The following is a 14,785-nucleotide window of genomic DNA, read 5'->3' on the forward strand; positions in this document are numbered from 1 at the left end:
CTGTCGCGCAGGGCCTCGCCCGCGCTGACGATCGCGAATTGCGCGGCCCGGTCCAGGCGCAGGGCCTCCTCGGTGGTGAAGCCGTGTTCCAAGGGATCGAAGTCGGCTTCCGCGGCGATCCGGGAACGGAACGGTGAAGCGTCGAAGAGAGTGATCGCGCGGGTCGCGGTCCTGCCCGAGGTCAGCAGCGACCAGTACTCCTTGGTCCCCACCCCACCGGGCGCGACCACGCCGATACCGGTGATCACAACGCGTCGGCTCATTGGATGTCCCTCACAGGTAGTCCTTCCGCTGTGCGGACGCGACAACGCTCACCACGCGTGCCCCCGCAACCTCCAGACCACCGAGCCTGAGAAACCCCACTCGACATCAAGTCGAGTCGTGCTGGTGACCCGGCCGGAAAGGGCCGGTCGGGCCGGCGCCGGCCAGCTCCGCCCCGGCCGGTGTCGAGTCCTTCTCGAGTCGCGCACCACCCGTCTGCGGCAACGTGGAATGCCCCACGCCGTTTGGCCGCCGACCGGCTCCCGTGACGCGGCACCCTCCCTCGGAAAGGCCCGGATGACCAGCGAAGCCACCAGCCCGTCGGCCACCGCCGGAGACTACGTCTCCGCCGAGCTGTACACGCGGATCCAGCAGTTCTACGCCGATCAGATGGGCCTCATGGACCACGGTCACGCCGAGGAGTGGGCCGCGACGTTCACCGAGGACGCGGTGTTCCTGGGCTCGACGCCCGGTCGGGCCGCTCTCGCGGAATCGGCGCGGGCCCACGCGCAGAGGCTGGTCGACGAGAAGGCCGACTTCCGCCACTGGATCGGCATGCTCGACGTCCGTCCCCAGTCCGACGGCAGCCTGCGCACGCGCGCGTACGCGCTCACCGCGCGCACCGTGCGCGACGAGGCGCTGCAACTGACGGCCAGCGTCGTGTGCCGTGACCACCTCGTGCAGCAGGACGGCCGTTGGCTGGTGAGCCACCGGACCCTGCGGCGCGACGGGGCCGCTTGACGTTCCGTCACGCCACCGCTTGACCTCAACAGGGCTTGAGGTCCTACGTTCTCCCGTGAGGCCCCTCAGGGGAGGGGTCGTCAGCTCGCTCGGCTCCGCGGCCCCGGCTTCGCACCCAGCACCCGTACCCATGTGAAAGAGGTACCGTCATGTCCGCAACACCGCTCAAGGTCGGCGTCATCATCGGCAGCGTCCGTACGGGGCGCTTCGCCGACAAGGTCTCCAAGTGGTTCGTCGCCGAGGCCGCCCGGCGCGATGACCTGGAGATCCACGTCATCGACCTGTCGGAGCCCGCGCTCGTCGAGGAGCTGAAGCTCAACCTGGACCCGCTGGGCACCCCCGGCGAGGCTCCCAACCTGGCCGCGCGGATCGACGGGCTCGACGCGTACGTCGTCATCACGCCCGAGTACAACCACGGTTACCCGGCCTCGCTGAAGCTGGCCATCGACTACGTGTACAACGAATGGCGTGCCAAGCCGGTCGGCTTCGTCTCCTACGGCGGCGTCGCCGGCGGCCTGCGGTCCGTCGAGCAGCTGCGCCAGGTCTTCGCCGAGCTGCACGCCGTCACCGTGCGCGACACCGTCAGCTTCCACAACCCCTGGGAGCGCTTCGACGACGAGGGCCGGCTGCTCGACGACGACGGCGGCAGCTCGAAGGCCGTCACCGTCCTCCTCGACCAGCTCGCCTGGTGGGGCGTCACCCTCCGCGAGGGACGCACGGCACGCCCCTACAGCGCCTGACGCACACGGGTCACGTGGCCGCCCGGGATTCCTGAAGGGCGAGCCACTCGCAGTACGGCCGGGGCGCCGCGGACGTGAATCGTCCGCGGCGCCCCGTTCTCCGTTCCCCGGTGCCTCCGTACGCCCGGCGGTGTGCCCGGACGGACGGGGACACCCCCTCAGACGGCGGCCGGCAGAGCCCCCCACCCCTCGAGCCGGGCACCGGCGAAGGACCCGGCGCGTTCCCGCGGACCGGCGTCACGCAGTGCCTCCGCGACCTCCATGACGTAGCGCCCGTAGCCGGACTTGCCGAGGCGCGAGCCGAGGCGGTGGCACTGCGCCGCATCGATGAAGCCCATGCACAGGGCGACTTCCTCCAGGCAGGCGATGCGCAGGCCCTGGCGCTGCTCCAGCGTCTGGATGTACTGGCTCGCGTCGAGCAGGGAGTCGTGCGTGCCGGTGTCGAGCCAGGTGAACCCGCGTCCCAGGTCGACGAGTTCGGCCTTGCCCCGGGCCAGGTACTCCAGGTTGACGTCGGTGATCTCGAGCTCGCCGCGGGGCGATGGCCGCAGGCCGCGGGCGATGGACACCACGTCGTTGTCGTAGAAGTACAGGCCGGTGATCGCCCGGTTCGAACGGGGCTTGAGCGGCTTCTCCTCGAGGGAGACCAGTCGGCCGTTCTCGTCCGCCTCGCCCACTCCGTACCGTTCCGGGTCCCGGACGGGATAGCCGAAGAGCAGCGCGCCCTCGGTGTGCGGCATGTGCTTCTGGAGCAGCTGGGAGAAGCCGGGCCCGTGGAAGATGTTGTCGCCGAGAACCAGGGCGACGGAGTCGTCGCCGATGTGGTCGGCACCGATGGTGAAGGCCTCGGCGAGCCCGCGCGGCTGGTCCTGCTCGGCGTAGGTCAGGGTGAGACCGAGCTCGCTTCCGTCGCCGAGGACCGCACGGAACTGCGGCAGGTCCCGCGGCGACGAGATGATCAGGACCTCCCGGATGCCGGCCAGCATGAGCACCGACAGCGGGTAGTAAATCATCGGCTTGTCGTAGACCGGCAGCAACTGCTTGGAGACCCCCAGGGTGATGGGGTACAGCCGGGTGCCGCTGCCTCCGGCCAGAATGATTCCCTTCACGGATCGTCACCTCGTGTAGTCGTCGGCCCATGGCCGTCACAAGCCCATGGCCGTTCCAGCCTGCGGGTGCCCGATCGAGCGTGAATCGAGCTGCGTCCGGGCCGGGGTCCCCCGCGCCCGCCGTCCAGCGGTGTTCCAGCGGCTCTGGACGAGGCAGCCCCAGGGTGGTCGTGTTGCCACCCGCATTGCGGCACCGCCACGAACGAGCGAGGAAAGTGGTTCTGATGCCAAGCTTGCCGACGCCAGGCTCGGACCTGCGCGACAGGGCGGAGAAGTTGGCCGCCCTGTCGGCCCAGTACGCCGATCGGGCCGACAAGGACCGGGCGCTGTCGCGCACCGTGACCGAGGAGATCGTCGACGCCGGGTTCGCGCGGCACTTCGTTCCCACCCGTTGGGGCGGTGACGCCGGGCACGCCTCGGACCTGCTGGACGCCGTGTCCACGGTCGCCCGGGGCTGCACCTCCGCCGCCTGGTCCGCGTCGGTGATCGCCGGTGCGGGCCGGATGGGTGCCTTCCTTCCCGAGGCAGGCCAGGAGGAGCTCTGGGGTGCGGGCGCGGACACCACCGTGGTCGGCGCCCTGATGCCGAGGGGCAGTGCCACCGAGGTCACCGGTGGTTGGCGGGTGACCGGCGAGTGGGCGTTCACCAGCGCGGTCGGGTTCTCCGACTGGGCGCTGGTCTGCGCGCTGGTGCCGCAGGGCGATCAGCGGGTTCCGTGGTTCTTCGCGCTGCCCCGCGGGGACTACCAGATCGCCGACACCTGGACCTCGATCGGCATGCGGGGCACCGGCAGCAACACCCTGCTCGCCGACAACGTCTTCGTTCCCGCCCACCGCGGCTTCGCCCGGCAGGACATGATCGAGGGGCGCGCCGTCGGCTCCGACGCCCGCTGTCACACCGTTCCCCTCCGCCTGATCAGTGGGCTCCTCTTCGGCGCCCCCGCGCTCGGCGCGGCTCGGGCCGCACTGCGCGTACGGGCGGAAGCGTCCCCCTCGGGCCCGTCCGACGAGGGTCTCGGGGCCGCTACGTCGCTCGCCCGCGCGGCCATCGCCGTGGACGCCGCCCGGCTGCTGCTGGAGCGTGCCGCGCGGGTGGCGGACGCCCCCACCGCGACTGCGCTCGAACTGGTGCGCACGCCGGCTGACTGCTCGTACGCGGTGCAGCAGTTGGTCGACGTGGTCGAGCGGCTGCTGCGTGACGGGGGCAGCTCGGCCCAGCTGGAGGGACACCCGCTGCAGCGGGTGTGGCGCGACATCCACAGTCTCGCGAGCCATGTGGCGCTCCGTTTCGATCCGGCCGGCGGCGCGTACGGAGCGCGGCTGCTGGACCCCCTCGGCGGACTCGGCACTCCGTGAACACCGTCGTACCGAAGCCGGCATGCCGGCGCACTCAGGAAAGGCAGCTCGCATGAGCGACTCCACGCCAAGCACGCCCCGTACCGAGGCGGACCCCTTCGTCCCCGCCGAGCTCTACTCGCAGGTGCAGCAGTTCTACGCCCGCCAGATGGGTCTCCTCGACGACGGCCGCCCCGACGACTGGGCCGAGACGTTCACCGAGGACGCCGTCTTCCGGGAGGCGAGCCGGCTGAACGAGCCGCTGCGGGGCCGGGTGGCCATTCGGGACTCCTCACGGGCGCGCAAGCAGCGGCTCGACGACGACAAGATCGACTTCCGCCACTGGCTGGGCATGATCGACGTGCGCCCCCAGACCGACGGTTCGCTGCACACGCGCAGCTACGCGCTGGCCATGCGCGTTCCGCGCGGTGGCGCGTTGGACATCTTCGCCAGCGTGGTCTGCCACGACCACCTGGTCCGGGTCGACGGCACCTGGAAGGTGGCCGACCGCGACCTCCACCACGACGGCTCCGGCCGCGACTGACGAGGCTGAGGAGCTTTCATGAAATTCGGGATCGTTTTCTTCCCCACCGTCGGTCCTTCCGACAAGCCCGCCCAGCAGTACTTCGACGAGGCGCTGCGGCTCGTCGACCTCGCCGAGGAGCTGGGCTTCGACCACGTCAAGATGGTCGAGCACTACTTCTTCGCGTACGGCGGCTACAGCCCCGACCCGGTGACCTTCCTCGCCGCGGCCGCCGGCCGCACCCGGCGGGTGCGGCTGGGGACCAGCGCGACCATCCCCGCGTTCCAGCACCCGGTGAAGCTGGCGGGCAAGCTGGCCATGTTGGACAACATCTCCAACGGGCGGGTGGACGCCGCGTTCGGCCGGGCCTTCCTGCCGGACGAGTTCAAGGCCTTCGGCATCTCCATCGACGAGTCGAAGGACCGTTTCGTCGAAGGCATCGACGCCATCAAGCGGCTGTGGAGCGAGGAAGACGTCGTCTTCGACGGGCAGTTCCACCAGTTCGGTCCGGTCACGCTGCTTCCGAGGCCGCTCCAGGAACCGCACCCGCCGGTGTTCGTGACCACGGCGCGCAGTGCCGAGTCCTGTGCGGAGGCCGGCCGGGCCGGGCACAACCTCCAGACGGTGCCGAACGTGATGTCGACCGAGGAGCTCCAGAACCGGCTGGAGGTCTACCGGTCCGAGTGGGCGGCCGCGGGCCACACGCCGGGCACCGAGCAGATCCACTTCAGCTACCCGTGCGTCGTCACCGAGGACGGCGAGGAGGCCCGCGTCAAGGGCAGGCTCGACGACGACCGCAACTCGGCGGCGATCCGGGACGCCGTCGCGTCGTGGGGCACCACCCGCTCCGAGGCCTACCCGGGCTACGAGAAGCTCTTCGACGCCACCCGGACGTCGCACTTCGACCAGAAGATGGAGCAGCGCAAGTTGCTCATCGGGGCTCCCGATCAGGTCCGGGGCCAGCTGGAGCAGATCTCCGAGTGGTTCGGTGACGACATCACCATCAGCCTCGGGGTGCACTCGGGTCACCTGTCCTTCGAGGACGCGGCCACCACGATGCGGTTGATGGCCGAGCAGGTCATCCCGAAGCTGGGGGCGGGCGCGTGAGCGACAGGACGCAGCGCACCGTCACGGTGATCGGCGCGGGCACCATCGGACTGGGCTGGATCGCCCTGTTCCTGGGCCACGGCCTGAACGTGCGGGTCAACAGCCGGCGCGAGGACGCGCCGCGGATCGTCGCGGAGGGCCTGGAGCTGTTCGCGCCGTACCTGCCCGAGGGCAGTGCGGACCCGTCGACCTTCGCGGAACGGCTGACCTTCGAGCCCGACCTGGAGCGGGCCGTCGCGGACGCCGATGTCATCGTCGAGAACGCTCCGGAGAACCTGGAGCTGAAGCAGGAGCTGTACGAGCGGATCGGCAAGGCGGCTCCGGCCGACGCGCTGCTGCTGTCGTCCACCTCCACCCTGAACCCCGATGACATGGGCGCCAGGATGGCCGACTCCAGCAGGCTGGTCGTGGGCCACCCGTTCAATCCGCCGCACGTGGTTCCGCTCGTGGAGGTCGTCGCCGGCGAGCGCACGTCGCCCGAGGCCGTACGGGAGGCCGTCGAGTTCTTCGAGTCGGTCAGCCGCACCCCGGTGGTGCTGCACAAGCCGATCCTGGCCTTCGCCGCGAACCGGCTCCAGTCCGCGCTGCTGCGCGAGTCGGTGCACCTGGTGCGCGAGGGCGTCGTCACCCTGGAGGAGCTCGACCGCGTGGTCACGCACTCCATCGGCCTGCGTTGGGCGACCGTCGGTCCGTTCCTCGCCTTCCACCTGGGCGGCGGCCAGGGCGGCCTGCGCAAGTGGCTGGGCACGCTCGGCTCCAACCTGGAGCGCGGGTGGGAAGGGCTCGGTCGTCCGCCGATGGACGACGAGACGATCCGGTCGCTGATCGAGCAGGCCGAGGCGGCGTACGGCGCGAAGACGTACGAGGAGCACGTGCGCGAACGCGATGCGAAGCAGACGGCGATCCTGCGCTCGCTCGCCGAGGTGTCCGACCCGGCCTGAGCGGGGCGACGCCAACGGGAAAGGGAGTGTGGTGGGGGGGGGGGGGCCCCCCCCCCCCCCCCCCGCGGGGGGGGGGGCCCCCCCCGCGGGGGGGGGCGCCCCCCGGGGCGCCCCCCCGCGCGCGCGGGGGCCCCCGCCCCGGCCCGGGGGGGGGGGGGGGGGGGGGCCCCCCCCCCCCACACTCCCTCTTCCATGTGCTGTCCCCCGCGCGTCGGGCCGCGCCGACCAGGCGCTCGCCCGTCGCGCGGACCGTCCTCAGACGGTCGACCGCACCGCTACCTGTTCCCGGGCGGACGGGACGGGGCTCGGCCGGCGTGCCGGGTTCAGGAGCCCGATCTGCAGTTGCTTGAGCTCCAGCGAGGGTTCCAGTCCGAGTTCGTCGGCCAGCAGGCGTCGTACGTTCTGGTAGGCCTGGAGGGCTTCCGCACGTCGGCCCGCCGTACCGAGCGCCGCGATGAGCTGGCCGTGGAACCACTCGTTGAGCGGGTAGTCGTTGATGAGGCGGCGCAGCTCGGGGATGGATTCGCGGTGCCTGCCGAGTTGGTCCTCGGCCGCGATGCGGATCTCGAAGGCCCGGATGCGCAGCTCCTCGAGGTGCACGATGTGGCCGGTGAGGACGTCTCCGGCGGGGAAGTTCGACAGGGCCGGACCCCGCCACAGGTCGAGCGCGCGGCCGATCGTGTGGAGCGCCGCGGACGCGTCGCCGTCGCCCAGTTCGTCGCGGGCTCGGGCGACGAGCTGCTCGAACACGCAGATGTCTATCTCGGAGGCGTCGACCTGGATGGCGTAGCCGGGAGGGCTGGTGACGATCAAGGTGCGGCCGGGCGGCAGCAGGTTCTCGTTCGCGAACATGCGGCGTGCGTGGTAGACGTACGTCTGTAGCGTCGTGACCGCGCTGCGCGGAGGCTTCTCGCCCCACAGCTCCTGGATGAGCGCGTCGGCCGTGACGATTTCGTTGGGACGGGTGAGCAGCAGGGCGAGCGTCTGACAGACCTTCGGGGTCCCGGGCCGGTATGTATTGCCGTCATCGGTGACGATCTCGAATGGGCCCATGAGATTGAAACGCATGAAATAACTCCTCGTCAGCAAGACAGCTGCATTTCCGAACGGTCGTCGCCGGGCTGTGGAATGCAGAGGCGTCCGCCTGCATTAACAAGAGTCTGTTGTACGGCCAGTAGGCACGTCAACCAGCCACATGTCATGCTGCCGTCAATTTACGTCAGAACGCTGCGACCACTCCGCAGTTTTCTCTTCCCTACGTCAGAAACGGAAAAAGACGGCCGCCCCGCCGGATTTCTCCGACAGGACGGCCGTGAGGGAAGACCACCGTGTCACGAGTGGTCCACGATGAATCGTTTGACGGATGGGACGAGGCGGTCGAGTACTTCGCCGGCCTGCGCGGGTACGGTCATGCGGTGCGGCGGACCGGCCCGAACCGGCACGGACCGGGGCGCGCCTCGGATTTCCTGACGGGAACCCGGTGCGTCGATCTTACGACTCGGGGAAATGAATCGACGCGGGCCGAATCACCGCCGGCAGGGCGGGGGAGCAACCACATGACCAACGCCACGGGCAGGACGCATTATCGATCGGGCGACACATTCCCATCAGAATGTACGGAGCATCGACATTTCATTCCGGGGCGGCGGAGGAAATGTGAATACGGTGATGGACCGTCCGGGCCGATGGTTCAGACGGTGCTGTCGGTGAGCGCGTCCACGGCCGCGGCCATACCGGCGGTCGTGTTCGTCGCGTGGACGCGGGCGTCCGGCAGGATCTTGCGGACCAGGGCGCCCAGGACCTGGCCCGGTCCCACTTCCACGAACCGGTCCGCACCCGAGGCCGCGAGCGACTCGACGGCCCCGGTCCACCGGACCGGACTGGTCAGCTGCCCGCCCAGCGTGACGACCGCTTGTTCGGCGGTCGTCACCCAGCCCCCCGTCACACCGGAGACCAACGGGACCCGCGGGACCCGGAACTCCGTCGCGAGCAGTGTCTGGGTGAACTCGGCCTCGGCCTCGCGCAGCAGGCTGGAGTGGAACGGCCCACCCGTCCGCAACACCCGCGTACGCGCCCCCGCCACCCGAGCCGCAGCCGTGACGTGACCAACCGCCTCGGCCTGCCCCGACACCACCGTCTGCCGCGGCTCGTTCTCCCCCGCCACCTCCACGACCCCACCCACGGCCGCCCGCGCCTCGGCACACATCCGCGTCACATCCGTACGACGCAAACCGATCACCGCCACCGTGGCACTACCCACCCGATCCCCCACCGTGGCCACCAACTCGCCACGCAACCGGACCAACCACAACGCCTCCGTCCACTCCAACACACCCGCCGCGACCAAAGCCGCGTACTCCCCCAGGCTGTGACCGGCCACCGCGTCCGGCACCACCCCCTCACCCCGCAACACCTCCAGAGCGGCCAAACTCGTCAGGAACACCGCCGGCTGCGCCACCGCCGGATCCTCCAGATCCCGAGCCGAACCCTCCAGACACAACCGCGCCAACGGAAACCCCAAAAGGTCATCCGCCACCCGGAAGTGCGAATCGGCCAGACCCGGGCGCAAAGCGAGCAACTCCCTGCCCATCCCCACGCATTCGGAGCCCTGCCCCGGAAAGACGAAGGCGGTACGGATCATCCGGTCACGTCCTTATCCGTGGTCAGCCGGTGGTGGCGGCGCGGGCCGCCCATGAGTCGGACGCCCCGTGCACGGAGCCCTCGGACGCCAGCCAGGCATCGGGCACCCACCGGACGTCGACCGTCTTGAGGTCGGCGCCCGCCACGGCGACGGAGGCCGCGTGCAGGGAGTCGACGGGGATGCCGGCCATGGTCCAGCCGTCGGGGTGACGGCCGTGGTCGGCACCGAGGTAGTCCAGGGACGGCGAACGGCTCAGCCCCGTCCCGAGCCCCTTGAGGAAGGCCTCCTTGCGCGTCCAGATCTGCCCGAAGAGCTGACGGCGCTCCTCCCCTGCCGGGGTCTCGGCGATCTCCCGCTGCTCGTCCGCCTGGAGCGCCCTGGAGCAGATGTCGACGGTTTCCGCTCCGGGGAGCTTCTCCACGTCGACGCCGAGGGGCACCGTGCCGACCCCCACGAGGGCGACCGTCCCGCTGTGCGAAAGCGAATAGTGCAACGGCGGTGGCGGGGGCGACATGGCCGGCCGGCCGTGGGGTTCACCGCAGCCCGGGCAGGGCTCCCGCATGAACCTCACGTCCTGCGGCCGGGCCTCGGTGTAGCGGCCGAGCAGCCGGCGCACCGCCACGTGGGCGGCCGCGTAGAGCAGTCCGTCCGCCTTGCGGATGAAGGCGTCGGCCTTCCTGCGTTCGTCGTCGTCGAGCTCGCCGATCGCCAGTGCTTCGGCTTCGGCGCCGGTGGGGCGCCGGACCAGCCACAGGTCGACCCGGTCGCCGGACAGGGTGAAGTCGGGGTCCGGCAGGTCCAGGTGGTTGACCTCGGGACGCGCGAGCGGGAGGAGGGTGGCGGCCGTCATGCCGGCACCGGCGCACCGTGCAGGTGGGCCTCCGGCCCGAACTGCCCCGCGAGGCAGTCGATGAGTTCCTGCGCGCTGTTGGCGAGCAGGAGCCGCTGGAGGTTCACGTCGACGCCCAGCGTGGACTCCATCCGGTACTGGAGTTCTATGCCGGAGATCGAGCCGATCCCCAGGCAGCCCATGGGGCGGCCCGTCGTGTCGACGAGGTGCGGCTCGATCCCGAGGATCCGACCGAGTTCCTCACGTACGTACCGCTCCAGGATGCTGGTGCGCTCGCCCAGCCCGACGACGGCCAGTACGGCGATGTCCGGCGGGGTCATCCGGACCACGCCGGTGTCCGTTTCATAGGTGTTCGACATCTGAAGTGTTGTCATGATGCTTCCCTGTCCGGGGCGGACGGGTGTCCCCGTCCGCCCGTGGCGAAGCGCGGGGCCGCGGAGTCCGCCCCGTGCGAGTCGTGAATTCGGTGGTCGTGGTCGTCGTCCCCGGTGGCTCGGCGCCGCCGGGCAGGAGGCCCGAGGCCGCCGAGGGCGACGCACGCGCCGGCCAGGCCCACTGCCGTGACCAGCCAGAGCGCAGCGGCGCGGCCGGAGCCGTGGAGAGCCGCCGCCGCGGCCGGCGTCAGGACCGCACCCAGCTGGACGCAGGCCTGGTAGAACCCTCCGGCCGCCGCCTGCCGCTGTGGCGGGATCCCGCCCGTCGCCCGGAGGTGCAGGGCGGTGAAGGCGAGGACGAAGGCCAGGCCGACGCAGCCCATGGCGGGCAGCAGGTCGAAGTACCCGGCGCCGTCCGCCCCGTCACGCGGGTAGAGCACGTAGCCCAACGGGGCCGCGGCGGCGCCCGCGGCAACCGCCCGCGCCGGCCCCAGCAGGGCCGCGATCCGGGCCGAGCAGAGCGCGGTCAGCGCGAGCGGGGCTCCGGCCGGCAGGAAGACGAGGGCCGTCTCCCAAGGGCTCCGGCCGGTGCGGTCGAGGTCCAGGGCGGCCACGAGGAGGAAGGCCACGTACGAGCCGTTCAGCGCGGCGGCCCCGGCCGCGGAGCGCACCAGCGGCCCGTACCGCAGCAGCTCTCGGGGAACGACGGGGTGGGCGGCGAGCCGCTCGGCCCGCACGAGCAGGGTCCCGAGGAGCAGGACGCCGGCCAGCGGGACGGCCACCCGCGCCGCTGTCCGGCCGGGGTCGAAGGCCGCCGCGGCGGCGTCCGCCGCCAGCAGCAGCGCGACGGTCAGCGCGAGCGCCGCCACCGCCGCGTGCCGTCCCCGCCCCGAAGCGGCCCTCGGGGCGGGCTCGTCGCGGGGGATCAGCCACAGACCGGCGATCAGCAGCAGCAGCGCCACGGGGGCGGGGAACGCGAGGGCCCAGCGCCAGCCGACCCCGGTGAGCAGTCCCGAGAGCAGCAGGCCGGCGCAGAAGCCGGTCGCGCCGAGGAAGGAGTAGAGGGACACCGCCCGGCGCCGGGCGGCGCCCTCGGGGACGGTGGTCATGATGATGGCGAGCCCGGTGGGGGCGGTCAGCGCGACGCAACAGCCCTTCACCACGCGGGTGGCGACGAGCAGCGCCGCGCTGTCCGTCAGCGCTCCGGCCAGCGACGCGGCGGCGAAGACGAGCAGGGCGGCGAGGTAGACCTTGCGCCGGCCGAGGCGCTCGACCAGTCGGCGGCCGTGCAGCAGGAACCCGCCGAAGCCGGCGGCGAACCCGCTGACGAGCCAGTGGAGCGGGGTGACGGACAGGGCGAGGTCGCGGCCGACGGACGGCAGCGCCACCAGCGTTGCCGACACCTCCAGGGCGTCGACCAGCATGTTCGCGGCGAGCACGAACACCAGGGCCCAACGGACCCCGGTTCTCGCGGCGCCGGTCTTCGCGGCGCCGGTTCTCGCTGCGCCGGTCTTCGCGGCGCCGGCCGAAGAAGTCATCGGGGGCGGCACGCTCTCTTTCACCAGGGTTCCGCGGGTGCGGGAAGAAGAAGGGGAATCAGGAGGGGGATGGAGAGGCCGGCCGGGGAGGGTTCCCCGGCCGGCCTCCCCGTCGCCGGCGCGGCGCGGGTGTGCGCCGGCGGGTTCGGGTGTCACGCGGTGGCGGCGGTCAGCCGAGCAAGGTGCCACCGGTGGCGTCGACGAAGGAGCCGGTGATCCAGCGGGCCTCGTCGGTCGCGAGGAAGACGACCACGTCGGCGACGTCCTCCGGCTCGCCGACGCGGTTGAACGCGGACAGCGCCGCCATCTGCTCGACGGCCCCGGGGATGTCGAAGACGGGGTTGCCGTTGCGGGTGATACCGGGCGCCACCGAGTTGATGGTGATGCGGCGCGGCCCCAGCACCTTCGCGAAGTGCAGTGCGAGCTGCTCCAGAGCGCCCTTGCTCATCGCGTACGCGATCTCGTCCGGGTTCGCGAACCGGGTCAGGCCCGAGGAGATGTTGATGATCCGGCCCCCGTCGGGCATGTTGCGCAGGGCCCGCTGGATGAGGAAGAACGGAGCCCTCGCGTTGACCGCGTAGATCCGGTCGAACTGCTCGGGGGTGACGTCGGCGGCGCCGACACCACCCATCACGCCCGCGTTGTTGACGAGGATGTGCAGGTCCGTACTGCCCGTCCGGTCCAGCAGCCCCTGTTCCAGGGCGCCGAACAGGTCCGTCACGTCGCCGTCGACGCCGAGTTCGCCGCGGATCGCGAACGCGCGACCGCCGTCGCGTTCCACCTCGGCGACGACCTCCCGGGCGGCGGCCTCGTCACTGTTGCAGTGGACGGCGACCAGGGCGCCCTCCTGGGCGAGGCGGCGGGCGGTCGCCCGTCCCATGCCGCGACTGGAGCCGGTGACGAGCGCGGTCCGGCCGGTGAGTCTGTCCATGCCGCTCCTCCGGTTCTCCTCGGCCGCTGCCGTGGACGGCACCACCCGCAGGGCCCGTGCCGCTGCCGGCCGTACGGCGTCGCGGGGTCGCGCGGATCCGAACCACCGCTCCAGGGCCCCGGTGAGAGCGCCGTCCCCGGCGGGGTCGTCACGGTCGGCGCCGTCCGCCCAGACGACGTGGCCGTCCGGCCGGACCAGCAGCGCGCCGGTGGTGGCGACGCCGTCCTCGACGACGGCCGTCGCGGTACGGACCCGGTCCGACCAGGGTGCGGCGACCGTACGCAGGTCCTCCCGACGGGCGTCGTCACCCGGCGCGAGGAGCAGCAGTCCGCGTCCCGAGCGCAGCAGTTCGAAGGTGGTGGTCCCGCCCTTGTCGCCCGTCTCGTCGCCGACGGCGTCCCGCAGTGGTGCCCGCAGGCCGAGGAGCGGTCCGGAGCCCGTCCCGACCTCGTAGCGGACGTCCAGGCCGGACACCGCGCCGGCCAGGTGGGTGCGTACGTCCTCGTGATCGGTCAGTTCCGCGAGGACGTCCCGGAGCGCGTCGACCTCGTGGCCCGCGAGCAGGAGCAGCGCCTGGGTCCGGACGTTGCTCTGCACCGCCTGACCGACCGGATGCCGTTCCCGGTGGTAGCTGTCGAGCAGCGCCTCGCCGCCGCGGCCCGCCAGGGTCGCGGCCAACTTCCATCCCAGGTTGAAGGCGTCCTGGAGGCCGAGGTTGAGGGACTGGCCGCCGATCGGCAGCTGCTGGTGCGCCGCGTCCCCGGCGAGGAAGAGCCGGCCCTTGCGGTAGTCGGCGGCCTGCCGTGAGGCGTCGTCGAAGGAGTTCACCCACAGCGGGGTGCCGCCGCCGATGTCCTCGCCCGTGATGCGCTTCCAGGCGTCGGCGATCTCCTCGAAGGTGGGTGCGGCGTCGGCGGGTCCGGCCCCGAACTCGTGGACCATGACCCGGGTCACCCCGTCGGGTCGGCGGGCCGCGATGGCGAGTCCGCCCTCCAGCCGCTCGAAGCGGCGGCCGGGGATGTCGATGCCCTCGACGTCGGCGCGCAGCAGTGAGCGGCCGGCGTCGGTCCCGGGAAAGTCGAAGCCGCCCAGCCGGCGCACGGCGCTGTTCTCGCCGTCGCAGCCGACCAGGTACGCGGCCCGGAAGGACCGGGTCGTCCCGTCCGGGCCGCGCACTTCGGCGACGGCCGCGTCCCCGGTCCCGGTCAGGGCGGTGACTTCGTGGCCGCGCCGGACGTCCGCGCCCAGCTCCACGGCCCACTGTTCGAGGGCCTCCTCCAGCCGGGTCTGCGGGAGCTTCCACTGGCCCGGGTAGGGGCCGGGGAGCCCGAGGTCGAGGCCGATGCCCCCGAAGTGCCCGACGGTCTCCTGCGGGATGTCGCCCAGTCGCTCCAGCAGTCCCCGGCTGTCGAGGATCTCCATGGTGCGGGCGTGCAGCGTGGACGCCCGCGACTCGGTGGTCGGCGCGGTGAGCTTTTCGAGGACCACCACGTCCGCGCCCGACAGGCGCAGTTCCCCGGCGAGCAGCAACCCGACAGGGCCCGCGCCGACCACGATCACCTGGGTTTCGGTGTAGTCCCCAGCCATGGTCAGCCCTTGTTCTCGGCGTGGTTCTTGGCGTGGCCGAGGGTGGCTCGGCTGTTGGTGCTCAGCGCCGTGTGGACGTACTGCTTGGCGTCCTCGACGGTCGCCTGC

General features: G+C 71.7%; 14 protein-coding genes and 1 pseudogene. 6 read left to right on the forward strand and 9 right to left on the reverse strand.

Annotation, left to right across the window (positions count from 1 at the left end; translation table 11 throughout):
- Positions 1-263 (reverse strand): beta-ketoacyl synthase N-terminal-like domain-containing protein (locus tag ACFY0I_RS39650; RefSeq protein ID WP_388904675.1); only part of this gene is annotated, 263 nt, incomplete at its 3' end.
- Between the two features lie 295 nt (positions 264-558).
- Between ACFY0I_RS39650 and ACFY0I_RS39655 the strand changes: the two genes are divergently transcribed.
- Both ACFY0I_RS39655 and ACFY0I_RS39660 read left to right on the forward strand, forming a co-directional pair.
- A complete protein-coding gene (locus tag ACFY0I_RS39655) occupies positions 559-1,002 on the forward strand; it encodes a nuclear transport factor 2 family protein (RefSeq protein WP_388904676.1) in 444 nt (147 codons plus the stop codon).
- Positions 1,003-1,151: 149 nt separating this feature from the next.
- Complete coding sequence (locus ACFY0I_RS39660; RefSeq protein WP_388904678.1) at positions 1,152-1,742, forward strand: NADPH-dependent FMN reductase; 591 nt, start codon at positions 1,152-1,154, stop codon at positions 1,740-1,742.
- A gap of 158 nt (positions 1,743-1,900) precedes the next feature.
- Here ACFY0I_RS39660 and rfbA read toward each other — a convergent pair whose 3' ends face one another.
- Positions 1,901-2,851: a glucose-1-phosphate thymidylyltransferase RfbA gene (gene rfbA, locus ACFY0I_RS39665; RefSeq protein WP_388904679.1), complete on the reverse strand. Its 951-nt coding sequence runs from the start codon at positions 2,849-2,851 to the stop codon at positions 1,901-1,903.
- Between the two features lie 224 nt (positions 2,852-3,075).
- On the opposite strand from rfbA, the gene ACFY0I_RS39670 reads away from it, so the two are divergent.
- Genes ACFY0I_RS39670 through ACFY0I_RS39685 form a run of 4 tightly spaced genes read left to right on the forward strand, consistent with a single transcriptional unit; the run spans position 3,076 to position 6,756 of the window.
- Positions 3,076-4,206, forward strand: coding sequence for a hydrolase (locus ACFY0I_RS39670; protein WP_388904681.1), 1,131 nt, complete (start codon positions 3,076-3,078; stop codon positions 4,204-4,206).
- Between the two features lie 52 nt (positions 4,207-4,258).
- Positions 4,259-4,729, forward strand: a complete 471-nt coding sequence (locus ACFY0I_RS39675; RefSeq protein ID WP_388904682.1) for a nuclear transport factor 2 family protein — start codon at positions 4,259-4,261, stop codon at positions 4,727-4,729.
- Positions 4,730-4,747: 18 nt separating this feature from the next.
- Complete coding sequence (locus ACFY0I_RS39680; protein ID WP_388904683.1) at positions 4,748-5,815, forward strand: LLM class flavin-dependent oxidoreductase; 1,068 nt, start codon at positions 4,748-4,750, stop codon at positions 5,813-5,815.
- Entirely contained in the window at positions 5,812-6,756 is a 945-nt protein-coding gene (locus ACFY0I_RS39685) for a 3-hydroxyacyl-CoA dehydrogenase NAD-binding domain-containing protein (protein ID WP_388904685.1), read from the forward strand. The genes ACFY0I_RS39680 and ACFY0I_RS39685 overlap by 4 nt, the downstream gene beginning before the upstream one ends.
- 255 nt (positions 6,757-7,011) lie before the next feature.
- On the opposite strand, the gene ACFY0I_RS39690 is transcribed toward ACFY0I_RS39685, so the two are convergent.
- The 7 genes and pseudogenes from ACFY0I_RS39690 to ACFY0I_RS39720 form a co-directional block, all read right to left on the reverse strand.
- Entirely contained in the window at positions 7,012-7,824 is an 813-nt protein-coding gene (locus tag ACFY0I_RS39690; RefSeq protein WP_388904687.1) for a BTAD domain-containing putative transcriptional regulator, read from the reverse strand.
- Positions 7,825-8,446: 622 nt separating this feature from the next.
- Positions 8,447-9,397 (reverse strand): ACP S-malonyltransferase, encoded by a 951-nt coding sequence (locus ACFY0I_RS39695; protein ID WP_388904688.1) that lies wholly within the window; start codon positions 9,395-9,397, stop codon positions 8,447-8,449.
- A 22-nt stretch (positions 9,398-9,419) separates the two neighbouring features.
- The gene (locus tag ACFY0I_RS39700; protein WP_388904689.1) at positions 9,420-10,247 is read right to left on the reverse strand and encodes a 4'-phosphopantetheinyl transferase family protein; all 828 of its coding nucleotides are present in this window, start codon (positions 10,245-10,247) and stop codon (positions 9,420-9,422) included.
- Positions 10,244-10,621: an acyl carrier protein gene (locus tag ACFY0I_RS39705; RefSeq protein WP_388904690.1), complete on the reverse strand. Its 378-nt coding sequence runs from the start codon at positions 10,619-10,621 to the stop codon at positions 10,244-10,246. Before ACFY0I_RS39705 ends, ACFY0I_RS39700 begins: the two co-directional genes overlap by 4 nt.
- Positions 10,618-12,159 (reverse strand): MFS transporter, encoded by a 1,542-nt coding sequence (locus tag ACFY0I_RS39710; RefSeq protein WP_388904691.1) that lies wholly within the window; start codon positions 12,157-12,159, stop codon positions 10,618-10,620. The genes ACFY0I_RS39705 and ACFY0I_RS39710 overlap by 4 nt, the downstream gene beginning before the upstream one ends.
- 169 nt (positions 12,160-12,328) lie before the next feature.
- A complete protein-coding gene (locus tag ACFY0I_RS39715; RefSeq protein WP_388904693.1) occupies positions 12,329-14,677 on the reverse strand; it encodes an SDR family oxidoreductase in 2,349 nt (782 codons plus the stop codon).
- A gap of 2 nt (positions 14,678-14,679) precedes the next feature.
- Positions 14,680-14,785 (reverse strand): annotated as a pseudogene (locus ACFY0I_RS39720) (cyclase); the annotation flags it as partial.

Origin of the sequence: Streptomyces sp. NPDC001568, assembly GCF_042893755.1 — a bacterium.
Lineage (GTDB): Bacteria > Actinomycetota > Actinomycetes > Streptomycetales > Streptomycetaceae > Streptomyces.